Source organism: Arthrobacter sp. C9C5, from assembly GCF_013359735.1.
Lineage (GTDB): Bacteria > Actinomycetota > Actinomycetes > Actinomycetales > Micrococcaceae > Arthrobacter.
The window spans coordinates 91,121-112,263 of sequence record NZ_JABFMX010000010.1 but is presented as its reverse complement, the minus strand read 5'-3'; the positions used below and the strand labels follow the sequence as shown (position 1 = coordinate 112,263).

Annotated in this window: 21 protein-coding genes; 8 read left to right on the top strand and 13 right to left on the bottom strand. The window is 64.7% G+C overall.

All coding sequences use genetic code 11. The annotated features are described in order from the left end of the window. The 7 genes from fabG to HNO80_RS09850 form a co-directional block, all read right to left on the bottom strand. On the bottom strand, positions 1 to 735 hold the full coding sequence (gene fabG, locus HNO80_RS09880) for a 3-oxoacyl-ACP reductase FabG (protein ID WP_175322675.1): 735 nt from the start codon (positions 733 to 735) through the stop codon (positions 1 to 3). Positions 736 to 762: 27 nt separating this feature from the next. After that, positions 763 to 1,530, bottom strand: coding sequence for an enoyl-CoA hydratase/isomerase family protein (locus HNO80_RS09875; RefSeq protein WP_175322674.1), 768 nt, complete (start codon positions 1,528 to 1,530; stop codon positions 763 to 765). A 420-nt stretch (positions 1,531 to 1,950) separates the two neighbouring features. Further along, positions 1,951 to 2,844, bottom strand: a complete 894-nt coding sequence (locus HNO80_RS09870; RefSeq protein ID WP_175322673.1) for a 3-hydroxyacyl-CoA dehydrogenase family protein — start codon at positions 2,842 to 2,844, stop codon at positions 1,951 to 1,953. Next, positions 2,845 to 3,651: an enoyl-CoA hydratase/isomerase family protein gene (locus HNO80_RS09865; protein ID WP_249777266.1), complete on the bottom strand. Its 807-nt coding sequence runs from the start codon at positions 3,649 to 3,651 to the stop codon at positions 2,845 to 2,847. Further along, a complete protein-coding gene (locus tag HNO80_RS09860; RefSeq protein ID WP_175322672.1) occupies positions 3,651 to 4,874 on the bottom strand; it encodes a thiolase family protein in 1,224 nt (407 codons plus the stop codon). The genes HNO80_RS09865 and HNO80_RS09860 overlap by 1 nt, the downstream gene beginning before the upstream one ends. 65 nt (positions 4,875 to 4,939) lie before the next feature. Next, entirely contained in the window at positions 4,940 to 6,145 is a 1,206-nt protein-coding gene (locus tag HNO80_RS09855; protein WP_175322671.1) for an acyl-CoA dehydrogenase family protein, read from the bottom strand. Positions 6,146 to 6,302: 157 nt separating this feature from the next. Next, the gene (locus HNO80_RS09850; RefSeq protein ID WP_175322670.1) at positions 6,303 to 6,692 is read right to left on the bottom strand and encodes a hypothetical protein; all 390 of its coding nucleotides are present in this window, start codon (positions 6,690 to 6,692) and stop codon (positions 6,303 to 6,305) included. Positions 6,693 to 7,685: 993 nt separating this feature from the next. On the opposite strand from HNO80_RS09850, the gene HNO80_RS09845 reads away from it, so the two are divergent. Further along, positions 7,686 to 9,236 carry a phytoene desaturase family protein gene (locus tag HNO80_RS09845; protein WP_175322669.1) on the top strand — a complete coding sequence of 517 codons (1,551 nt, stop codon included), beginning with the start codon at positions 7,686 to 7,688 and terminating at the stop codon, positions 9,234 to 9,236. 746 nt (positions 9,237 to 9,982) lie between these two features. Here HNO80_RS09845 and HNO80_RS09840 read toward each other — a convergent pair. Both HNO80_RS09840 and HNO80_RS09835 read right to left on the bottom strand, forming a co-directional pair. Next, complete coding sequence (locus HNO80_RS09840) at positions 9,983 to 10,612, bottom strand: GNAT family N-acetyltransferase (protein ID WP_175322668.1); 630 nt, start codon at positions 10,610 to 10,612, stop codon at positions 9,983 to 9,985. Positions 10,613 to 10,921: 309 nt separating this feature from the next. After that, on the bottom strand, positions 10,922 to 11,140 hold the full coding sequence (locus tag HNO80_RS09835; protein ID WP_175322667.1) for a three-helix bundle dimerization domain-containing protein: 219 nt from the start codon (positions 11,138 to 11,140) through the stop codon (positions 10,922 to 10,924). Positions 11,141 to 11,300: 160 nt separating this feature from the next. Between HNO80_RS09835 and HNO80_RS09830 the strand changes: the two genes are divergently transcribed. The 3 genes from HNO80_RS09830 (at position 11,301) to HNO80_RS09820 (ending at position 13,353) form a co-directional block, all read left to right on the top strand. Beyond that, positions 11,301 to 12,050, top strand: coding sequence for a lytic transglycosylase domain-containing protein (locus HNO80_RS09830; protein WP_175322666.1), 750 nt, complete (start codon positions 11,301 to 11,303; stop codon positions 12,048 to 12,050). 58 nt (positions 12,051 to 12,108) lie between these two features. Next, entirely contained in the window at positions 12,109 to 12,768 is a 660-nt protein-coding gene (locus HNO80_RS09825; RefSeq protein WP_175322665.1) for a dihydrofolate reductase family protein, read from the top strand. A 282-nt stretch (positions 12,769 to 13,050) separates the two neighbouring features. After that, on the top strand, positions 13,051 to 13,353 hold the full coding sequence (locus HNO80_RS09820) for a DUF4193 domain-containing protein (protein ID WP_175322664.1): 303 nt from the start codon (positions 13,051 to 13,053) through the stop codon (positions 13,351 to 13,353). Between the two features lie 387 nt (positions 13,354 to 13,740). Here HNO80_RS09820 and HNO80_RS09815 read toward each other — a convergent pair whose 3' ends face one another. Next, on the bottom strand, positions 13,741 to 13,995 hold the full coding sequence (locus tag HNO80_RS09815; RefSeq protein ID WP_175322663.1) for a hypothetical protein: 255 nt from the start codon (positions 13,993 to 13,995) through the stop codon (positions 13,741 to 13,743). A 523-nt stretch (positions 13,996 to 14,518) separates the two neighbouring features. On the opposite strand from HNO80_RS09815, the gene HNO80_RS09810 reads away from it, so the two are divergent. Both HNO80_RS09810 and HNO80_RS09805 read left to right on the top strand, forming a co-directional pair. Continuing rightward, a complete protein-coding gene (locus tag HNO80_RS09810; RefSeq protein WP_175322662.1) occupies positions 14,519 to 14,983 on the top strand; it encodes a DUF8821 family protein in 465 nt (154 codons plus the stop codon). Positions 14,984 to 15,041: 58 nt separating this feature from the next. Continuing rightward, positions 15,042 to 15,569, top strand: a complete 528-nt coding sequence (locus tag HNO80_RS09805; RefSeq protein WP_175322661.1) for a DUF427 domain-containing protein — start codon at positions 15,042 to 15,044, stop codon at positions 15,567 to 15,569. A gap of 28 nt (positions 15,570 to 15,597) precedes the next feature. Here HNO80_RS09805 and HNO80_RS09800 read toward each other — a convergent pair whose 3' ends face one another. After that, complete coding sequence (locus HNO80_RS09800) at positions 15,598 to 17,319, bottom strand: ABC1 kinase family protein (RefSeq protein ID WP_175322660.1); 1,722 nt, start codon at positions 17,317 to 17,319, stop codon at positions 15,598 to 15,600. Positions 17,320 to 17,324: 5 nt separating this feature from the next. Further along, entirely contained in the window at positions 17,325 to 17,867 is a 543-nt protein-coding gene (locus tag HNO80_RS09795) for a PadR family transcriptional regulator (RefSeq protein ID WP_175322659.1), read from the bottom strand. Positions 17,868 to 17,987: 120 nt separating this feature from the next. Here HNO80_RS09795 and HNO80_RS09790 point away from each other — a divergent pair, with 120 nt between their 5' ends. Both HNO80_RS09790 and HNO80_RS09785 read left to right on the top strand, forming a co-directional pair. Beyond that, positions 17,988 to 18,908 (top strand): LysR family transcriptional regulator, encoded by a 921-nt coding sequence (locus tag HNO80_RS09790; RefSeq protein WP_175322658.1) that lies wholly within the window; start codon positions 17,988 to 17,990, stop codon positions 18,906 to 18,908. Between the two features lie 440 nt (positions 18,909 to 19,348). Then, entirely contained in the window at positions 19,349 to 20,251 is a 903-nt protein-coding gene (locus HNO80_RS09785; protein ID WP_175322657.1) for an NAD(P)-dependent oxidoreductase, read from the top strand. A gap of 30 nt (positions 20,252 to 20,281) precedes the next feature. Here the strand turns inward: HNO80_RS09785 and HNO80_RS09780 are convergent, their stop codons facing one another. Next, a complete protein-coding gene (locus tag HNO80_RS09780) occupies positions 20,282 to 21,067 on the bottom strand; it encodes an isocitrate lyase/PEP mutase family protein (protein WP_175322656.1) in 786 nt (261 codons plus the stop codon). Between the last annotated feature and the right edge of the window lie 76 nt (positions 21,068 to 21,143).

Here is a 21,143-nt window from a genome sequence, read left to right as displayed (position 1 = left end):
CTAGGCATGCCGGCCACCGGTAATCTCAAGAACCGTTCCTGTCATATAACTGGACATTCCGCTGGCAAGGAACAGCACCACGCTGGCAACTTCCTCAGGCTCGCCGAACCGTGCCAACGGGATTTCGGCGAGTTTCTTTTCGAGTATGTCCGCGCGCAGGGCTTCGACCATGTCGGTCCGGATAATGCCCGGCTGGATAGCGTTGACCCGGATGCCGGTGAAACCGAGTTCTTTGGCCGCAGCTTTTGTCAGACCCACGATGCCGGCCTTCGCGGCACTGTAGTTCGTCTGTCCCGGCATCCCTACCTTTCCCGAGATAGAGGACACATTAATAATCGAGCCGGCCGTTCCGACCCTTCGCATGATGTCGGCGGCAGCCCGGGTACCCAGCCACGCACCCTTCAGGTGTACGGAGACAACTGCGTCGAAATCGAATTCACTCATCTTGCGCATCGTGGCATCACGCGCGAATCCGGCATTGTTTACCATGACATCCAGAGACCCGAAGTGATCGACCGCGGTGTTCACCAGGGCGCTCATATCCTCGGCAGAGGTCACGTCGCAGACAACTTTCACAACGCCTTGCCCCAGAGTTTCAGCCGCTCGGTCCAGCGCCGCGGTGTCCATGTCGGCAAGAACAATGTTGCTGCCCTGCGCCAAGAACGCCCGAGCTGTGGCAAGCCCGATTCCCCGCGCACCTCCAGTGATCACGCTGGTCATGTTCTGCAAAAGCATTGCGCTCCTCAACTCCATTAGTGCTGTCTATAGTCCCGTGAAGGCGGGGATCCCACGCTGGGCAAACGCCCGCTTACCTTCAGCGAAATCGCTGGAAAAATAGCACGCAGGCTGGTCACGGTGCTCGAAGACAAAAGCGTCTTCCAGAGAAGGCAGTCCTCCGGCCAGGGCCCTTTTAACGCCCTCAACGGAGAGTGGCGCCCGTGTGGCCAGATTGCCGGCGCTGGCGGCGGCTTCCTTTGCAAGCTGATCCGGGGGATGGCAGTAATCCGCCAGTCCGAGGCGAAGGCACTCTTCCGCGCCAACGGTCCTGCCCTCGAGTAGCAGCTGCCTCGCCTTTGAGATGCCAATTCGCGCAGCCAGGCTGTGCAGAATACCCCCGTCCGGAAGGAGCCCTAGGCGGCTAAACGGGAACATGAGCCGGGCGTCGTCCGCCATGTAGACGTAGTCGCAGGCGAGGGCGAGACTAGCCCCCAGACCGGCGGCCGCACCCTCGACAACGGCAAAAGTCGGTATGGGAAGACCGCAGAGCTGCCGGACGAGGCAAGCCACTTGAGCCAGACGATCACGGGCTGTGGACATATTCTCCGGAGGCATGGCCGTCAGGTCGCCCCCAGAGCAAAAGTTGCCCGCCGCACCCCGCACCACCAGTGCACGCACTGATCCATCAGCGTTGACACGGTCCAGTGCAGTGGCGAGTTCATCGCGCATGCCAGCGCCCATGGCGTTTCGGCGTGCCGGGTCATTGAGGACGATCGTCAGGACGCAGTCGTCCAATGCGGATTCGATGAACAACAGGACAACTCCTCTCATAGTCGTTTAGGGACCCAGCGTCGTAACCGCAAGACTCTTGCTTCCTCCACCCTTCCATCGCGATTTAGAATTTTCAAATACTAATTCGTTATCTCATTAGAATGATATTTTTATCTATCACGCCCACGACGGCATGGGTTTTTCCGGTACGACCGGTGGAGGCGCCCAAGGCCCGGGCAAGGTAGTGGTTGGATCAAACGAAGCGGCCAGACCGGAACTGGGACCCGCCGTCCGAATGCACCACGGTCCCTGCCGGACGGCGTGCCCTCACGGCGGCTCAATGATGTCGGACAGGCGATCCTCGAGGCTCGGGCGCTGCTGAGCGGATCTTCAGCGAAACGAGTGATTCGCAGAAGACGGAAAACCCCTGCCTGCGAAGAGCATTTCCTGTGTTCTGCTCAATCACTTCCAGTCGAAGAAGCCCTTGCCGGTTTTGCGGCCGAGTTCGCCGCGGGCCACCTTGTCGCGCAGTATCTGTGGGGGTGCAAACCGCTCACCGAGGGTTTCATGGAGGTATTCGGCGATGCCTAGGCGAACGTCCAGGCCCACGATGTCAGTGGTGCGCAGCGGGCCGGTGGGGTGCTTGTACCCAAGGACCATCGCGTTGTCGATGTCATCTGCTGAGGCAACGCCTTCCTCGACCATGCGCATCGCCTCCAAGGCAATCCCTACCCCCAGCCGGGACGAGGCGAAGCCCGGGGCGTCACTGACGACGACGGCGGCCTTGCCCAGTCCGTGGACCCAGTCGCGGGCCCGATCTACGAGGTCGGGGCGGGTCTGCTTGCCGACGACCACCTCGATCAGGGTGGAGGCCGGAACCGGGTTGAAGAAGTGCAGTCCCAGGAAGTCCTGCGGACGCTCCAGCTCCTCCGCCAGCCCGGACACCGAGAGCGAGGACGTGTTCGAGGCCAGCACCGAGCCCGGGCTGAGTTGCTCCTCCACTCTGCGGAGCGCTGCCACCTTCAAAGCCCAATCCTCGGGTACAGCTTCCACGACCAGCTCACGGTCGCCAAAGTCCGTGTAGTCCACCGAAACGGCCAGTCGGGCAAGCATCTCTTCGAGATTGCCACTGTGGGGGTCACGTTCGACCGACCTTGCCGCGGAGGATGCGACCCGCTCACGGCCTGCCTGTGCGGACGCCTCGTCACGTTCAACGACCACGACGTCTGCCCCCTCGATGAGGAACGCGTGGGCGATGCCCGCACCCATCCGGCCCCCACCGAGGACGCCAACGCGCGAGGGCAAGCCGGAGGGCAGCCGGCCGGAACGACCGGATGGCGCTACTGGGATATTCATTTACTTCTTCTTCCTGTCGAGGAACGCCTGCATGCGGTCGAACTTGGCCTGAGACTCGAAGAGCATGCCCTGGGCCATAGTGTCAATGACGGGATGGACCTCCCGCGGGGCGTGGAACACTGTCTTGGTCAGGCGTACTGCCAGTGGATCCTGCGCCGCGATGGCATCCGCCAAGGCGTGGGCTGAGTCCATCAACACGCCCGGTTCCACGATGTCGGTAATCAGCCCAACGGCGAGGCACTCCTCACCGGTCAGGACTTTTCCTGCCAGCAGGATCCGCTTGGCCATGGGTTCTCCGACAAGCTCCTTCAGCCGCCAGGTGGCACCGGCCGCGGCCAGGATGCCCAGGTTTGCCTCGGGATTGCCCATCCGCAGCGCAGGGGTGCCGACGCGGAAATCGGCCGCGTACGCCAGTTCCGCGCCACCGCCAAGTGCATAACCGTCCAGCGCGGCGATGACGGGCATCGGCAGCTTCGCGATCCGGTCAAAGACCCCGGAGTTGATTCCCGCCAGCGCGTCGTCACGGCGCCGTTCCCGCAGTTGGGCGATGTCGGCACCTGACGCGACGACCGCCTTGGATCCGGTTACCGAACTGGCGGGCGTGCCGGAGAGGATCAGGATCTTCGGTGCGCGCTCGAGGTGCGTGCACACCGCGTGCAGCTCATCCACCATCGTCTGGTCGATGGCGTTTTTCACGGCGGGCCGGTGCAGCCGGACCGCCAAGCGGTCCTCGCGCTCCTCAACCAGCAGCGTCACGAAACCCGAGGTACCCAGGCGCGTACCGGCGTCGTCCATTACCTCTGTCATCAGATGCCTTCCAGCAGCAGTGCAGTGCCCTGCCCGACACCGACGCACATGGTGGCGAGGCCGAGCTTGCGGCCCTGCGTGGCTTCGCGTTCGAGGCGCCCGAGCAGGGTGATGACCAGGCGGGACCCGGAAGAGCCGAGCGGGTGCCCGAGGGCGATCGCGCCGCCGTCGTTATTGACGATGCCGGGTTCCAGCTTCAGTTCGCGCATGCAGGCCAAGGCCTGGGACGCAAAGGCCTCGTTCAGTTCGACGGCGGCAAGGTCGCCTACCGCGAGGCCGGTCCGGTCCAGGACCTTGCGGGTGGCCGGAACCGGGCCGATGCCCATAATCTCCTGGGCGACACCGGCGGATGCGCCGTCGAGGATGCGTGCGCGGGGAGTGAGGCCATACTTCTGCACGGCGACCTCGGATGCGACGATGATTGCCGAGGCGCCGTCGTTGAGCGTCGATGCGTTGCCGGCCGTGACGACGTGACCGCCCTTGACCACCGGTCGCAGGCCGGCGAGGACGTCCAGGGAAGTTCCGGGGCGCGGACCTTCATCGGTGTACACAATGGTTTCGGCGCCTTTGCGGCCCCTGACTGTCACGGGGACGATCTCGTCGGCAAAGCGCCCGGATTCGATGGCAGCGAGGGCGCGTTCATGGGAGAGGACGGCAAATTCGTCGCAGTCCTCACGGGAGATGTTGTACACCCGGGCAACTTCCTCTGCTGTTTCCGGCATGGAATAGGTTGCCTTACCATCACGTGAGAGTTCTCCGGACAGGAAGGACGGGTTGGGGAAGCGCCAGCCGATGGAGGTGTCCACGACGGCGCCGGGCTTGGCGAAGGGTTTTTCCGGTTTCTCCATGACCCACGGAGCCCGGGACATGGACTCCACACCGCCTGCAACCACGATGTCCGCGGCCCCGGCTTTGACCATGTGGGAGGCCATGATGATGGCGCTCAGCCCCGAGGCGCAGAGCCGGTTGACGGTGACGCCGGGGACCGTGTCGGGGAAGCCGGCGAGCAACCAGGCCATGCGGGCAACGTTGCGGTTTTCCTCACCGGCACCGTTGGCGTTGCCGAGGATCACCTCGTCAACGGCGGCCGGGTCAAGCCCTGCGCGTTCGACTGCGGCCCGGACCGCGATTGCAGCCAGGTCATCCGGTCGGACGGAGCTCAGGGCTCCGCCGTAGCGGCCGACAGGGGTGCGGGCCCCGCCGATGAGGAATGCTTCGGTCATGGAAAAGCTCCTTGGTGAATCTTGGTGGGGGAGAGGGTGCGCCGGGGCAGGGCGCGCAGCCGTGGTCAGCGGAAGGCGGAGATGCCCGTGATGTCGCGGCCGACCAGCAGTGCCTGGATGGAGTCCGTGCCCTCGTAGGTGGACACCACCTCCATGTCGGTCAGGTGGCGGGCGACATGGTTTTCGAGCAGCAGGCCGTTGCCGGCGAGCAGTTCCCGTGCCTCGTTGCAGATCCATTTGCCTTTTTGCGCGGTGGCCATCTTGACCATGGATGCCATGGCGTTGGTCAGCGTGCCCTTCTCGGCGAGTTCCGCCATGCGGTTGACCATGAGTTGCATCGCGGTCAGCTCGCTGAGCATGTTGGCGAGCCGGTGCTGGACCAGCTGGTAGCTGGCGATCGGGTTGCCGAACTGGACCCGCTTGGCGGCGTAGTCGGCTGCGATTTCGAAGCATGCCATTGCGTGGCCGACGGCTTCCCAGGCGGCGCCGCCGCGGGTTGCCTGCAGGACGCGGGAGACGTCGGCGAAGGACCTGCAGTTCTCCAGCCGGTTGGTCTCGGGAATCCGCATGCCCTCGATGACGATGTCGGCCTGGAGGATGGCTCGCTTGCCGATCTTGCCGGTGATGACGGTGGGGCCGTAGCCGGCCGGGTGGTTGCCCTCCGCATCCTTCTCCACGACGAAGGCGTTGACCTTGCCGTCTTCTGTGTTGCGGGCGAACAGGACCACGACGTCGGCCGCGTGTCCGTTGCCGATCCAGCGCTTATGGCCGTCAATGATCCAGGTGTCTCCCTCGCGGCGCGCGCTCGTTTCCAGCGCCACCGTGTCGGACCCATGGTCCGGCTCAGTTAAGGCAAACGCCCCCGTCTTCTCCAGCCGGGCCATGGCGGGCAGCCAGCGCTGCCGCTGTTCGTCATTGCCAAGCATGTACAACGCGCCCATGCAGAGGTTCGAGTGGACCCCCAGGAACGTGTTGATGCTTCCGTCGGCCCGCGCCATCTCGCGCGCGACCATTCCTGCACCCTTGCGGCTCATCCCCGGGCATCCGTATCCCTGGATATAGGTTCCGATAATGCCGAGCTCCGCGAGACCGGGCAGCAGCTCGTCGGGGAATTCCGCCCGCTCCCAGTAGTCGTTGATGACGGGAAGGACGCGTTCTTCAGCGAACTGGCGGACTTTGTCGCGGATTGCCAGCTCCTCGGGCGCCAGCTCCTCATCGAGGCTGAAGTAGTCGGAGTTAACAGTGGTGGGGGTAGTTGTCGTGGTGGTCATGACAGGTCCTTTACGGTTTCCGCGGACGGGTGCTGGTTACTACTGGGTGGCTGGTTCGGGAGCGGGCTAGCGTTCCGGCACCGACTGCAGCCACTGGAGAATGTCCCCCGTTCTGCGTCGATGCCTGGCGGCACGAGGTCTGCCGTCTCGTCGCCGTCTAACAGGCGTGGGCAAGCGAATGACGCGGGGTGGAGTACTGCAGCTTCAACACGGCGGGGGTGTCGTTCAATGCGCCCACGCTGCCGTTGAAGTTCACATGCCCTTGGGGGAGGTTCGGCCGGATCGCCGGACGCAGGCGGTTGGCTTTCAGTCTGTTGCCGCCGAGGTCCAAGGGCAGGCTCAGCGCGAAGGCCGGACCTCGGCGGACTTTTTCGGGGGTGAGCAGATTCAACCGGCCACGGTTTTCGTCCGCGCCGAATTCGCCCCAGCTGGAGCTTTCCGGCCGCGTGGGCCAGTTCCGTTTGCTGATAACCACGTTCTCTGTCCTTTCGAAATTCGGTTTTGCCCGTGCGGTGCTCGCGGTTGTCTCCCGTGACAGCCATTGCAACTTGTCATGGAGATTACGTCTAAGTTCTCATGTCCTTTTCAGTACCGTCCAATACATAATTAGTCCTTCACATATTGGTAAGACATATAAATCGGATCAAGAAACGCCACCATCTGGCGGCCTTCCTGTGCTCCGCGGGGGATTTCACTTCGACCGTGCCGCTGGCGGCTGGACGTCGTCCAACTGCACCTGAGCCAGCGTGTCCGCCGTCTGGAGGCGGCTCTGATATTGCCGACCTCGAACTCGCCCCTGGGGGGGAGCCGCTGACGACGGCGCGCGTGGTCGCTAACTGCGTATCCATAGTGGTGTAACCTCACCCCGTGGCGTCAGGCGAAACACCCGGAATGGTCATCCCAAGTTTGAGTAACTCCTCACCTCAGAGCCTGGGTGCCACAATTCTACGAAGGTGGCCAGTGAGTGCCGGTCATGCCGCTACGTACCTTTTTGCCTATGAGATGTTCGGAAAAGAGGAACGAACAGCCATGACCCATGTCGACTCCCAAACTGTGCAATGCCACCTCGGTGGGTGTTTGATCGCAGTTATCTGGAGGTGCCACCCGCGCAGAACGCGGAACTCGACCTGACAGTGATGCGGTTTATGCCAACACGGCGGCGATCAGGTGAGCTTGGACGTGCGCAGGGATTTCAGCCTCCACGTCCGCTACCAGTTCGTGTCGCTTCACACGGTTGGTATGGCGGCGGTGCACGCTCCTGCGGAACATATCAATTCGGCCATGCCGATGGCGCCCTTCCGGTGGGAGAGGCCGCGGGCCTGCCGCTGCACCGCTTTGATCTGGCTGACACTGCTGCGGCCCACGCAGCGGTGGAAGAGGGCACCGTCGGCAAGGTGCTGATCGGTGTCAGCGGGCCATCCGGTGAAACATCGACAGCGATCCCAGGTAGATTCCCTGATTGCACGCGGGCCTTCCGGCTCTATGTAGGTTCCGCAGAATGCGTCCGTAATGGACGGAACAACGCGAGAAGGGAACCGCCATGGTTGAACACGCAGACGCAGTTGTCATTGGCGCTGGATTCGGAGGCCTGGCCGCTGCGGTGACACTCGCCGGCACCGGCGTGCGGACCGTCGTTTTTGAGCAGCATTCCGCCCCCGGTGGTTATGCCACCTCTTTTGAAAGCGGCCCGTACCGATTCGAAACGGCACTTCACGCCTTGAATGGGGGGCCGACCCCCGGCGGGGGAGCTGATGAGGTCTTTCGTGCTCTTGGGATTGCTGACCGGTTGACGATGCGGCGTATCGATCCGCACTTCCTCTTCCGGTCTGCTGGGGCCGAGATCATGGCTTATGCCGATCCTTACCGCCACGAGGCCCACCTCATTCACGCTTTCCCTGGACAAGCAATCGGGATCAGGTCCTATTTGGACGAGGCGCTTGCCGTTTACCGTGACACTCGGCGATTCCAGACCGACATGGTGGCGGGTCTCGTTCCCAGTCCGCCGGAGATGGCAGTTCGCTACCCGGTGATGGTGCGGGCGTTGGCTGAGACGTGGGAACAAATGATGGCTCGCCACGTTGCCGACCCGGCAGTACGTGAGGCGCTTTCACCGCTTTGGAACTTCATCGGGCTGCCGCCCTCACAGTGCTCGGCGGTTGGCGCTGCTGCCATGTGTGCGGCGTATCAGGAGTACGGCATGTGGTTTCCCGAGGGCGGAGCGAAAGCTATCGGCGACGCGCTAGTCCGGGAGTTGGTGAAACGCGGCGGCGAAATTCGCTGTGGGCAGCTGGTAACCGGACTTGACCTCGACGACAGCCGGGCCATCGCGGCAACCACCGCTGACGGTGGGCGAGTCGAGGCTGATCTGTTCATCTCTAACGCCAGCGCGCCAGCCTTGCTTGAGCTGGTCGGCCGTGACGCACTCCCGGCCGATTACATCGCCAGAATCGAACGGGTCGAACCGTCGCTCTCAACTTTCGCCGTCTACCTGGGCCTGGACCGGGACGTTTTCGCTGAGAATGGGCTTCCCCACGACCTGTTTATCGATCGAATGGGTGACTCTGATCGCTCGTTCCAGGCGGTGCTGGAGGGCGACTGGGCGAATGTTCCGCTGACAGCCACCGACTACGCACGTATTGACCCTGGCTGCGCCCCTGCAGGGCACGGCGTCGTCGTGATCTCAGTCTGGGCGAAATGGGACGCCGAGGACACCTGGGGCACCGGCGGCCGCGTCGCCGATTATCAAGACCAGCCCCAGTACCGGCGGGTCAAGGAACGCGTGGCGGACATGCTCGTGGACAGGTTGGCTAATGAAGTGCCCGGACTTCGCGACGCCATCCGGACACGGGAGGTCTCGACGCCGTTGACCAACTTCCGTTATACCCGCAACCCCAAGGGAGCGAGCGTCGGCCCCGAGAACACCCCCGCCAACACAGGCACTGGGGCGCTGACCGCCGCAACACCCGTCCGTAACCTTTTCCTCGCGGGCGCTTGGACGGGAGCCGCCGGAATGAACCCCGCCCTCAGCTCCGGCATGGCCGCCGCGCTACAGGGCCTGAGCGCCCAATCGGCAGCCAGCAGCAGAACGTGACACCCGGCCCCGGAAGCGAGAGGGCTTTGCCGGCAGGGCAGTCCGCTACGTCGGCCCGGATGACGTGGTCTTTCGGTATTGACTCTTGGCCATTCAAGGCTCCGCGGTCGCCGGCCAGCTCATGCCGTGTTGGTGGCGGGGCCCTGATCATCGGGGCCGCGTTCTGACGGGGGCTATTGCCGTCGCCATGGCTTCCTTGTTCTCGTGTGTCTGTGTTGTGTCCGTGGACAGGGTCTGGGGAGCTTCCCGGTCATGCTGTGGTCCGCAGATCGGATCGTGAATGGTTTGAACGGAGGTGAATCGTGATGGAGAGCTTAGAGACTGAGCATGCCGCGCGGCATGCCGGGCAGTCCGTAACGAGGGCATGACCCGGTTGCGGCGAAATGTAGCGTTCACCCTCAACAGGACCGATCTTGTCGCGGGAAAGAACTGTTGTGCCCGGTTGACGCGGGGTGCGGCCGGTTGGCGTGGGGTCTCTAATGGGCGCAAAAGGGGGTGTGCACATTGTGCACACCCGGGGCTTCGGATCGGGTCGTACTGGTGCCGGACTGGGCCGGATTGCGGAGGTTCTCGGGGGAGTGGCGGATTTTGAAGGGCCGGAACCCGCTTCGAGTCCCACCTCGGGCACAGTGTTTCCGCAGGTCACGGTCTTTTTGGGCCTCTGAGCCTGGACAGATGTTGAGTTGGGGACCCTCGGGGCCCTTTCTGCCGGGCGGGGTGAGCGGTCCTTGAAGCCGGGCGGCAGCTCAGACAGCGAATTCGACGGGGGCGAGGGCGGCCAGTGCACGAAGCGTTCGTTCCCGGGCTGCGGGCCACTCTTCGGTCAGCAGAGACAGGATAACGATGTCCCGCCAGGTCCCGTCGACGCGCTGCGAGGAGCGCCGGCGAGTGCCTTCGACGGTGAACCCGAAGCGGGTCAGCGAGGTCAGCGAGCGGTGATTTCTGGGGTCGACGTCGCACTCGATCCGGCCGGCGCCGCGGGCGAACAGCCAGTCCAACAGTGCGGTCTTCACCTCGTGGTTTGTTTTCATGCCCCAGAACGCGGGGCTGATGACGGTGCGGCCAATCTTTGCACGTTCGGTGCGGGCGTGGGATTCGGTGACGCCGGTCGTCCCGACGAACAGCGGACCTCCGGTCAGGCCGGTGTAGTGGATGGCGAAGACCCGCAGTCCGTCATACCGGCGCCGGATGTACGCGACGATCTCGGCGTGCGTTCCCGGGCGGTGATCACCGTCGCCAAAACCCTGGGCCCAGATGTCGTCATTGGCCAGGATGTGCGCCAGCGGCTCGACGTGCGCGTCCGTGAACGGACTGAGGACGAAACGCCCGGTGGCAGTGCGAAGAGTCGGCAGGGTGTGGGGGAGACGCAGTGCCATGGTGGCCTTTCGGTGCTGGGAGAGGCAACTTGGGGCCGGCCGGTTGGCCGTTCAATCCATTTGCGTGCAGCTGTTCCGGAAATCATCACGACCGCCGGTAAAGTCTGGGCAACTACGGCGCAAACAGGGGGCACCAAGTCCGCAAACCATGCACGAATAGGACACCATGGGTAGTCCAGGGTTAGGGCACCGCTGTTCATTGCCCCGCCGGCTATCCCGAGGACGGCCCTCAGACGCTGCCGCGCCGAGGTCACCCCGGTAGAAAGGCTGGCGGCCGCAGCCGGCCGGGGGCGGAGCCCGGAAGTCTTTTCAGTCCAGAATGGCCACGATGTTGAACTCTTGGTGGAGCCGGTCCCTGGCGGCGTTCTCGACAAGTGTGGGGATGTAGATCCGAATCCTGCCCGACGCCAGCGACGCAAATTCTTCTCGGACGATCTCCGCGACGCGCGGTTTAGGAGCATCCGGAAACCTCGCGAGCAGCCGGTCAACAACCTTGCGCATGGTTGCTTCGTTCTCTTCATCGCTCATTCAACCAGTGTCGGGCGCAGTCGTGGGCGGGGTCAACGGGCTATTTACGCAGGCGCCTGCCCGCTCGGCCCGTCGGTGGCCGCAGCGCCTTCTGCCCTGCCGGGATCCCGGACGAGGACCTTGGTCACCGGCCGCTGAGCTTGGATGGTTTGATTAGTCCGTGCTCCGTCTAAAACGCCTTCTGGTTTTCAGCCTGCTCGCGGTGTGCGCCATCGCCGCATTTTCGTTCTGGGCAGTCCGGCAGTCCGGGGTTGACGCCCGCGGGGCCCTTGCTCCGCCGCCCCGAGCGGTAGCGAAGCTTGATCCGTTCTCCACCGGCATCGCCACCGCTGTGAACGTGACCCGGAACCCTGATGCCCAGTGGCTCGCCCGGGCTGCCGCGCAGACCGGGATCCCTGCCCGCGCGCTCCGGGCCTACGTTGCTGCGGCAGCCACGGCCAACGCTGCCGCTCCGGCGTGCGGGATCGGCTGGAATACCGTGGCCGCCGTCGGCTTCGTCGAATCCGCGCACGGAACCTACGGCGGCGGCAGCCTTAACACCGCAGGGGAGGCGAGCGGCCCGATTGTGGGCCCCAGCCTCAACGGGGCCGGATTCGCCGCCATCGCCGACACCGACGGCGGTGCCCTGGACGGCGACTCCCGCTGGGACCACGCCGTCGGACCCATGCAGTTCATTCCCTCGACCTGGCAGCTTGCAGGGCGGGACGGGAACGGGGACGGAAAAGCAGACCCGTTCAATATCGACGACGCCGCCCTCAGCGCGGCGAGCTATCTGTGCGCCCACGGCCGCGACCTCTCAACGGCCCAAGGGTGGACCGACGCCATCTACTCCTACAACCAGTCCGATCCTTACATTCGCCAGGTGCGGGCCGAGGCCACCGCCTATGCCGCGAAGTCGGGCACCTCTTGAGTGGTGGGGTTCGATCACCATAAGGTGATGGCGAACGACAAGCACCTCAGGAGATGACATGTCCCTAGTCCGCGTGCATAACTTCTCGGTCTCCCTCGACGGCTTCGGCACCGGCGAGGGCCAGCGACTCGACGCTCCGTTCGGTCATGCGGGCTCACGGCTAATGGAGTGGGCTTTCGAGACGCGCACCTTCCGCGAGATGGGCTTCCACGGGGAATCGGAGGGATCCTTCGGCGTCGACGAGGCGTTCGCCAGCGCGTGGAAGCCCGGGATCGGCGCGGAGATCATGGGGCGCAATAAGTTCGGCCCTCAACGCGGTCCCTGGCAGGACGAGGAATGGAAGGGGTGGTGGGGCGATAACCCTGTCTTCCACACCCCCGTCGTTGTACTTACGCACCATCCCCGGCCGGTACTCGAGTTGGAAGGCGGAACAACCTTCCATTTCGTCGACGCCGACCCCGTCTCCGCGCTCAAGCAGGCCCGCGCCTTGGCCGGCGACCTCGACGTCCGGATCGGTGGCGGCGTCAGCACGGTTCGTCAGTTCCTCGAGGCCGATCTGATCGACCACATGCACGTCGTCCTCGTGCCGATCGTCCTGGGCCGTGGCGAGCGGCTCTGGGACGGACTCGAGGAACTCGAACAACGCTTCGAGATCGAAGCGACCCCTTCTCCATCCGGAGTTGTCCACATGATCTTCACTCGTCGAGCGGCCCGGTAACCCGACTCGGGAGTGGGACGCCGGGCTCCGACTCGGCGGTGCGAGTGCAGCCCGCACCATCGCCCCAGCGTCGGCCGTGCCACCTCATCCTTCACCAAGGCCTCCCACACTTACGGCGGGGTGCCCGCCGAGGTGAAAAAATCTGCCGGACGCAGACAGGCTAGGGCGGAATGGGCCTAGACCGGGGCCCGGGCCGGCCGGTCCGCGCGACAGGGAATTCCGCGGCCATGGTGTACGTTGCAGTTGCGTCAGACAACAACGCCAGAAATGAGAATGACCAACGTGGCAACCGATTACGACGAAGTACGTTCCGACGTCAAGGAATCCCAGGACCGCTCCCTGGAGGCGCTGCAGTCCGCCAACGCTCCGGATGCCCGCAGCGTCGTTCGGGAGCTGGACGAGTCCGATGCACTGGATGAGGCCATGACCCCCGGCGGGGAGTTTGTCGCCGAGGAACTCATCGTTGAAGTCATCCCTCAGGCCGAGGACGAGTTCACCTGCCACTCCTGTTTCCTGGTCCGGCATCGCTCACAGCTTGCGCGCCAAAAGAACGGCCGTTCGTACTGCATCGAGTGCGAAAGCTAGGACGACCCCCAGGCTTTCCCGCTGGGGGCGGACACCGGCAGTGTCTGGTGCATGCCGCGCAAAAGGCGGGGTGGGTACGGTCCAAAGGCCCTGTGGGCACCCCGGCGGGTTGCGTAGCCTCGTTAGAGGGGCATGGCGGTCCGTAATTCGAGCCGGTGTCCCATCAGTTCGGCCAACCAAGGGATGTCGCATGTCCAGTGACTCAGGCGTAACAGGCATTTCCGGGGACACGGCAGGAAGCACAGCAGAGCCGCCGGAAGGGAACGAACCTGCGAACAGGGCCAGCCAGCCCCTTCCAGCCCGGACCATCAACCTGTTCGGATACGAGCGCGAACACTGGCCTCCGCTGTAGAGAGGCACCGGCCGCCTGCGCTGTGGGGGGCTGTATCAGGCCGTGTCCGGGTAGCTGGCCAGGATGTAGTTGCCGGCAGACGGACCGGCCATTCGGCGTCGGCTGCCACTGGGATCGATCCCGTGGCGCCGGATGGCGGACCGGAACTCGAAGTCTTCCAGCGGCTTGATGCGGTGCAGTATGCACCAGCTTGTATACAGGCCGTAGAGACAGTCCGGCCCCAACGGGTCGTGCGTCTCATCGGGGACTGTGGCGTCCAGGAGGAATCGAGTGATGTGCGAGGTAGCCATTCCGGGCTCCGTTCCGCGGGTGCATCCTTCGTGCCGCCGTGCTGCTTCAGCGGCTCTCATCGCGGCCATGCACCGGGCCGGGAAGGACCAAATCCCCGAAGGTCTTTTGGAATCTCCCAATTTACGTCGCCTTCGAAAGCGTGTCCAGAGTGCGCGCCAGGCGTGACCGGCCCGCGGCGATCAAGGCGACAAGGGTAATAGGGAAAGGCGGATGACGTTTCGGGTGGGGTCAGGGTTCGCATCCTCCAAACCTTACGTTCGGCCCTAACCTCGTGTGCCCGCAACAGCAGTCCGGCCCCGCCATCGAAACCGCCGGCTGCTTGACGGCTCCAACGGAGCCCGGACCGGTGTTTAGGTGGCCAGGGGGCCTTCTACTACAAGACACCGCCGGTCACGCTTCGTCTTGAAGGTCACGGCGGCCCTCCCGACCAGCATGCGCCTTCGTCGGCGCAATAGCCAGCGGACCGGCCGTAGTACCGTCCTCAAGCTATCGTGGGTCCAACACAACCAGTCAGGAGAGCGCATGCCGTACGTTGTCGACTTTAAGGACGTTTCTACTGTCGGCCTGGAGTCCTCACCGGTCGCCGAAGCGCTCGCCGGCTTACGTGCGAACGAGGCCCGGTACTACCGCAACAAGTACGAGCACGTCTTCACCGTGAGCCCTGCCAACGAGGTTCCGGAGGTTCGGGAGCGGGTGCGGCGTATCTTGCAGAACGAACGTGACATTGTCATCGGCTCGCGGCCGCTCGAGGCAACCACCTTCGAAGTTGATGGTTTGCGGATGGACTACGTGTTCTACGAGTCGGGATTGTCGATCAACGTCATGTATAGCATCGACGACGGCGGGAAGCGGGCGGTCGGATTCAAGCTGGCCCAAGGCATGGAGATTCCGGAGGAACTGGCATCGCGTTTCAAGTTCGCCCGCCAGAAGTCAAAACTGGCAGGCGTTATCCGCGGCTCGTATTTCGTCATCAAGGGGGAGTACTGAGCCGCCGGCGTTCCGGCGTTCACAGCGGCGTCCCAGCGGAGCGTGGCACCATAGGCATATGACCACTGCCCACGGTTTTCCTGGCTTCTTCCGGCGCCCCCAGCCCATCAAACCCAAGGCCGGTCAAGAATCGGTGTGGGACTATCCTCGGCCGCCAAGGGTCGAGCCACGGTCGGAACGGGTCATCGTGCGGCTTGGCGGGCAGGTTATCGCCGACACCACCGACACTGTGCGCGTCCTGGAGACGAGTCATCCGCCTGTCTATTACCTGCCCCTGGACGCGTTCCCTGCCGGAGTACTTGTCCCGGTTGAGGGCACCAGCTTCTGCGAGTTCAAGGGAGAGGCGCACTACTTCGACGTCGTCGACGGCGGAACCGTCGTTCCCCGCGGGGCGTGGACCTATCCCAAACCCACCCGGGGGTTTGAGGCGCTCACCACCCGGGTGGCCCTCTACCCGGGCCACATGGACTCCTGCGAGGTCGACGGCGAGCGGGTGACCTCCCAGGATGGAGACTTCTACGGCGGGTGGATCACCTCGCAGATCGTCGGTCCGTTCAAGGGCGGCCCGGGCACGGCCGGGTGGTGAGCAGCCCGGTCCCGGCTTTTCAGCGCAATCAGAGGCCGCGGCGCCCCGCCCACAGCCCGTGGAGCAGCGGAACGACCGACGCAATCATCAGCACGTTGCCGAGCACCACGTCGTCCGCCCGGACCACGGAACCTGCGATGAGCAGCGCGCCGAACGCCAGCGCCGATGCAGCTCGCTGGGCCGTGCGGTCCAGTCGCGCCAGCTGCCGTTCGAGCCGCGGATTGGCCACCGATAGTGAACCGTCCTCGATCCGGGTGACTAGCCCGTCCAGTCGTTTCGGCAGACCCAGCGCCAGCCCGGCGGCGTCGAGCGCCTGCTGCGCCACGTCCTGGACGATGTTGCCCCGTTCGTCGCGCAGCAGCTGCGCCGCGTAGGGTTCGACCGCGTCCCACAGATTAAACCGGGCGTCCAGCGAGCTGCACACTCCCGAGGTCAGTGACATCGCCCGGATGATGAGCAGGAAATTCTCCGGCAACTGGAACGGCAGCGAGCGGACCAGGTCGCGGAATTCCACCGCAAAATCAAGGAACTCCCGCTGGTCCACCTCGCGAAGCTCCGCGAAGCCCATCCCGCCAAACCGGGCGAAGAGGTGCGTCATCCCCCGTTCAAGCTCGGCCCGGTCGGCCGAGGGCACCAGCACTCCCACGTCGCTGATCGCGCTCACCAGTCCCTTGCCGTCACGCGAGGCGGCCGCGATCAGAAGCTTCCGCAGGCCGCTCCGAGTGTTGGGCGGAACCTCGCCCATCATGCCGAAATCGATGAACGTCAGCTTCCACGGGCGTCCTGCAGCTGAAGCAGGTGAATCGGCGACCGGAGTGACAAAGATGTTGCCGGGGTGCGGATCGGCGTGGAAAAACCCGCGGGTGAACAGCTGGTCGAACATGACCGAGGCAAAAACCGGGGCAACCTGCGCCGGATCGATGCCAGCCGCCAAAAGTGCCTCCGAGTCAGTGATCTTGATCGCCGCGACATCTTCCAGCACGAGCACGCGGCGGGTGCTCCACTCCCATGCGACATCGGGCACCCCTACCCGGTCGTCGTCGGCGAAATCAGCCGCAAAGCGCTCTGCATTCCCTGCCTCGTGCAGGTAGTCGATTTCCTCGAGACTAATCTGGGCAAACTCCTCCACCAGGGCCGGCATGTCCGCACGATCGGACACCAGCCGCACCCGGCTGAGCCAGCCGCCCACTCTGCGCAGTGCCGCCAGGTCGACGTCGACAATCGCATCGATTCCCGGGCGCTGCACCTTCAACACCACGGTTTTCAGCCCGGCGTCGGCACCATGGGAGGGAAGGAGTTGTGCGCGGTGCGCCTGCCCGAGGGACGCCGCGGCGATTGGCGTCTCCTCGACCGAGGCGAAAACCTGGTCCAGCGGCGCGCCCAGCTCCGCCTCGGCAAGTGCACGGATTGCGGGGAACGGTACGGCGGGCACCTCGTCCTGCAGTCCCTCAAGCTCGCGGGTGATCTCCGGCGGAAGCACGTCGAGCCTGGATGAGAGGAACTGACCGACCTTGATCATCAGGCCGCCCAGCTCCACGGCGAGCACGTGGAAGTGCTGCGCGAAGCGCTGCATCCTCTTCCCCCGGGTGCGCTCGGCAACTCTGCCCAGCCCGACGCGGGGGAGGAACAACTCAAACCACCAGGTCACCGCGAGATGCCACGCGGCGAAGCGCAGGATGCGGCGGTAGCGGGCGCGGGTGTCCCCGACGCCGGGTACCGGATCTGCCCGGACCCGACGAACCGACGTCACCCGCGTCAGTCCTGGGCGAGGATCGAATACAGGCGACGGCGTGCCTCGTCGAGCACCGAAACGGCCTGCTTCACCTGCTCCGGGGAGCCGGTGCGACCAACCTGGGCTGCGGCCTGCGCGAGCTCGACGCCGGCCTTGGGCAGCGCCGCGAATCCGGGGCCGGCTGCCGGGCCCGTCGACTCCCACGGCGCCGACGCATCCGCACCCGCGACCACCTCCCGGCCTGCCTCGGTCAGCGAGTAGATCTTGCGGCCGTTGGACTCCTCGGCGCGGATGAGTCCCTCGTCGGCCAGTAGCTGCAGCGTGGGGTAGACGGAGCCGGCACTCGGCTTCCAGCTGCCACTGCTGCGCTCCTCGATTTCACGGATGATCTGATAACCGTGCATCGGCCGTTCGGCGAGCAGGGCAAGCACCGCGGACCGCACTTCGCCTCGTCCCGCGCGGCTGCCCGAGCGCTTCTCAAACCTTGAACGCAGCTCCTCAACCGCCTGCCACATGCCGTCGATGTTTGGGGTGCCAAATCCGCCGGCCGGGTATGAATTACGCATGCTGGTCTCCTTAGTGGATCGCGAACGATACTCAACGATACATTCCGATATACGCGAAAACTAGACGTTTCAGCAGCCGGGGTGGTGAATTCGGTGTCTGCGTGCGGTAGACCAGAGTCTATGATCTTCAGCCAACTCGAATACATGGTCGCCTTGGCCCGGGAGCGTCATTTCGCTCGGGCGGCCGAGAGTTGCTCGGTTTCCCAACCGGCCTTGTCGGAGGGGATCAGGAAACTTGAAGTTGAGTTGGACGTTCCGTTGATCCGGCGGGGCAATAGGTTCGAGGGTCTGACGGCCGAGGGTGAACAGATTGTGGTGTGGGCGCGACGCATTTTGGCGGACCGTAAGGCCCTGACCGAACAGATCAGTGCCATGCGGTCCGGCGTGACCGGGCAGCTGCGGATCGGCTCGATTCCGACCGCGTCACCAGCCGTGACCGTGCTGACCGCCGCCTTTTGCGCGGCGCATCCTTTGGCCAGCGTCCATGTCGCGTCCGATCTCCGGTCCGAGGACGTGCTGCGACTGCTGGCAGCCTATGAGATCGACGCCGGGATCACCTACGTCGATGACCCCGTCCCGGATGGCTTTCGGGTGGCCAGGTTGTACTTCGAAAAGTATGTGCTGCTCACGGCGGAGGAGCGCGGGGCATTCACGGGCAGCACGGTCGGCTGGGCCGACGCGGCAGCACTGCCTCTGTGCCTGTTGGACCGGTCGATGCAGGGGCGCCGGCAAGTGGATGATGCTCTCCGGGACGTGGGCCTGACGGCCGCACCGCGGCTTGAAACGGACTCGGTTGCTTCGCTGCTGGCCCAGATGACGGCCGGGCCGTGGTCAACGATCGTCCCGGCGGCGTGGTTGCACGTGTTCCAGCTCCCGCGTGGCGTGCGCGCCCTCCGGTTGGTGGGGCCGGAGCGGCAAGGGGAAGTAGGGCTTGTCACACTCTCTCGCGAGCCGGAAACTGTCCTTGCCCGGGCGCTGACCGCGGTGGCGCGCGCGGCCGATCTCACATTCCTGGAGAATCCGCTGGCTGACCAGCTCTGATAAAGATCCCCTATTGGACGATGCGCTTTCCCTCTTTGAAAGCTATCGCAAGTCGGCGAAGAGTGGGTATCAGCCGCGGAGCTCCGGTAGAGCCCGGAGGCGGCAACCACCAAGCGCGGCCTCTTTGGACGCCCGCCTAACTAATGGAGATTTTCTTGAGTACTTCAACTGTTCCCCAGCCCCTCCGCGGGCAGGCCAGGAAGGCCGCTTACACCGACACAGACACGCTTCAGCGCTCGGCGTCCGTGAAGAAGAACCTGCCGGGCAGTTACACCGACGTCGATGTCCTGACCAAAGGTAATACCGCGTCCGCGGGACGCCCAGGCAGCTACGCGGACGTCCACACCGTGATCGGTAGGATGTCTGCTTGGGGTAGCCAGGGGCGTTACACAGACGTGGATCGCTAACGCCGCCTGTACAACGATCGAGAGGACGACGGGATGGACACGAATCGCAAGGTGGCGGTGCTGGGCGCCGGCATCATGGGGGCCGCGATGGCCCGCAATCTGCTGCGGGCCGGACACGAGGTCCGCGTGTGGAACCGAGACCAGGCCAAGACCGTCCCGCTCGCCGACGCCGGGGCACAGGTAGCCTCGTCCCCAGCCCAGGCTGTCGCCGGCGTGGACGTGGTGGTGACCATGCTCTTTGATGCTGCCGCCGTAACCGACGTGATCCAACAGGCAGCCGCGGGAGTCCGGCCGGGCACCGCGTGGGTGCAGTCCACGACCGTCGGAGTGCACGACGCCGCAGACCTTGCGGACCTGGCCCGCGAGGTGGGTCTCGACTTGGTCGAAGCGCCCGTTTCCGGCACCCGCGAGCCTGCTGAGGCCGGCCAGCTCCTGGTGATCGCGGCGGGACCGGAAGCTGTGCGCGAGCGCGTGGCACCGGTACTGGACGCCATCGGGGCGCGCACGGTCTGGACTGGTCAGGACCCAGCCGCGGGCTCGGCAACGCGGCTGAAGCTCGTCGTGAACAGCTGGGTCATCGCCGCCTCGAACGCCGCGGGAGAGATCCTGGCCCTGTCCGAGGCGCTCGGGGTGGACCCGCAGCAATTCTTTAACTTGATCGACGGCGGCGGCCTCGATCTGCCCTTCCTGCGTACCAAAGCTGGCCTTATCCTCGATGATCGGCTGGAACCGGCGTCCTTTGCGGTCGACACCTCGCTGAAAGACGCCCGCCTCATCCTCGACGCCGCCCGCGAACAGGGTCTTCGGCTCGACGGTGTCGAGGCGTCCGCCGTGCGCCTCGAACGGGTCGCGTCCCAGGGCCGCTCCAAGCAGGACATGGCCGCCGCTTACCACGCAGGTACTCAGCAAGAGCCCGGATCGCGCGCCGAGCTATGACCGCGGCGGCAATCAGCCGCCCCTGCGCCCTCAATCCATGAGGTGTTGGCTAAAGGACGCCAGACGCGCTTGCATCTCCCAGTACGAGGTGGCGGCCGGCACCTGCTTGCCATCGCGCAGCGCGCTGACCACGTTGACCGCCGCGTCAACTGCTGCGCGGTACGGCAGGGAGCCGGAACTCACCCGCCGTACCCCCAACTCACCCAGCTCGGCGACAGTCAGCGAGGGATGTGCCAGCACGTTGACCGGCAGAGCAATGCCGGCGGTGATGGCCCGGATGTCCTCCGGGACCGCAAGTCCGGGCACGAAGATTCCGTCCGCCCCGGCCTCGGCGTAGAGACCGGCCCGGAGCAGCACCGCATCTACAGTGGCTTCTTCGCCGAACCAGATATTGTCCACCCGGGCGTTGATGAACACGGCCGGGCTGCGTCGTTTGACGGCGGCAACCTTCTCGGCGAAGGCTGCCGGATCGACCAGGTGCCCGGCCGTGCTGTCCTCCAGATTGACGCCGGCCACGCCAAAGGCAGCCAGTTGGGCCACAAATTCGGCAACCTCGGCCGGGTCATCGGAGTAGCCGTCCTCGATGTCCGCCGTGATGTGGACCGGCAGGCGGCACAGCTGGGCAACCAGGGCGGTCGTTGCCGCCTTGCTGGATCGCCCTCCGTCCGGGAGGCCGGCACTGGCCGCAATGCCAAAGCTGGTGGTGCCGACGGCCGGGAATCCCGCTGTCGCAAAGGCCAAGGCGGATCCGACGTCCCACGCATTGGGCAACAGCAGCGGCAACATGCTCTGGTGGAGGTTCTGAAAAGTAGCCATCGATATTCCCGTCCCTGCCAAGCGAAGAGATGGATCCCCGTTCAGTCTACAAACGCGGCCGGCCGCCGCAAGGGGA

What these genes read in the sequence shown, in the direction of transcription:
- HNO80_RS09835 (WP_175322667.1), bottom strand. Translation starts at nt 11,140, where the DNA reads ATGAGCGATGAAGAGAACGAAGCAACCATGCGCAAGGTTGTTGACCGG.
- HNO80_RS09805 (WP_175322661.1), top strand. Translation starts at nt 15,042, where the DNA reads ATGACCACTGCCCACGGTTTTCCTGGCTTCTTCCGGCGCCCCCAGCCC.
- HNO80_RS09870 (WP_175322673.1), bottom strand. Translation starts at nt 2,844, where the DNA reads ATGAATATCCCAGTAGCGCCATCCGGTCGTTCCGGCCGGCTGCCCTCC.
- HNO80_RS09865 (WP_249777266.1), bottom strand. Translation starts at nt 3,651, where the DNA reads ATGACAGAGGTAATGGACGACGCCGGTACGCGCCTGGGTACCTCGGGT.
- HNO80_RS09825 (WP_175322665.1), top strand. Translation starts at nt 12,109, where the DNA reads ATGTCCCTAGTCCGCGTGCATAACTTCTCGGTCTCCCTCGACGGCTTC.
- HNO80_RS09810 (WP_175322662.1), top strand. Translation starts at nt 14,519, where the DNA reads ATGCCGTACGTTGTCGACTTTAAGGACGTTTCTACTGTCGGCCTGGAG.
- HNO80_RS09840 (WP_175322668.1), bottom strand. Translation starts at nt 10,612, where the DNA reads ATGGCACTGCGTCTCCCCCACACCCTGCCGACTCTTCGCACTGCCACC.
- HNO80_RS09790 (WP_175322658.1), top strand. Translation starts at nt 17,988, where the DNA reads ATGATCTTCAGCCAACTCGAATACATGGTCGCCTTGGCCCGGGAGCGT.
- HNO80_RS09860 (WP_175322672.1), bottom strand. Translation starts at nt 4,874, where the DNA reads ATGACCGAAGCATTCCTCATCGGCGGGGCCCGCACCCCTGTCGGCCGC.
- HNO80_RS09780 (WP_175322656.1), bottom strand. Translation starts at nt 21,067, where the DNA reads ATGGCTACTTTTCAGAACCTCCACCAGAGCATGTTGCCGCTGCTGTTG.
- HNO80_RS09845 (WP_175322669.1), top strand. Translation starts at nt 7,686, where the DNA reads ATGGTTGAACACGCAGACGCAGTTGTCATTGGCGCTGGATTCGGAGGC.
- HNO80_RS09795 (WP_175322659.1), bottom strand. Translation starts at nt 17,867, where the DNA reads ATGCGTAATTCATACCCGGCCGGCGGATTTGGCACCCCAAACATCGAC.
- HNO80_RS09815 (WP_175322663.1), bottom strand. Translation starts at nt 13,995, where the DNA reads ATGGCTACCTCGCACATCACTCGATTCCTCCTGGACGCCACAGTCCCC.
- fabG (WP_175322675.1), bottom strand. Translation starts at nt 735, where the DNA reads ATGCTTTTGCAGAACATGACCAGCGTGATCACTGGAGGTGCGCGGGGA.
- HNO80_RS09855 (WP_175322671.1), bottom strand. Translation starts at nt 6,145, where the DNA reads ATGACCACCACGACAACTACCCCCACCACTGTTAACTCCGACTACTTC.
- HNO80_RS09785 (WP_175322657.1), top strand. Translation starts at nt 19,349, where the DNA reads ATGGACACGAATCGCAAGGTGGCGGTGCTGGGCGCCGGCATCATGGGG.